Source organism: Brevibacterium sp. SIMBA_078, assembly GCF_046534565.1.
In the GTDB taxonomy this organism is placed as follows: Bacteria; Actinomycetota; Actinomycetes; order Actinomycetales; family Brevibacteriaceae; genus Brevibacterium.
In genome coordinates, this window is record NZ_JAWRYQ010000620.1 from 1 (window position 1) to 233 (window position 233).

At 40.3% G+C, this 233-nt stretch carries 1 protein-coding gene; it reads left to right on the forward strand.

Features of this window, described 5'->3' with window-relative positions:
• Positions 1–183: hypothetical protein (locus SB749_RS21010; RefSeq protein ID WP_410712026.1), on the forward strand; the 183-nt coding region annotated here is incomplete at its 5' end.
• Between the last annotated feature and the right edge of the window lie 50 nt (positions 184–233).

Here is a 233-nt window from a genome sequence, read left to right on the forward strand (position 1 = left end):
TGTAGCAGCAAGAGAAAAAAAAAAGTTGTAAAGGTGCTCTTGGTTATGCTTCCTTTGATCCTAAGCACAGAAAATCCATCATGGAAGACAAAAAGAAGTAGAAAGAAACGAAAAAGCAGTGCTATCGAACTTTGGCATTTCTCCTGGCATATCTTGTCCATGTCTCCCTATCCTGCTGGTTGACATGTGACAAACTTCTTACTCTTAGCCAATTCTCTTTCCACTTCCACTGG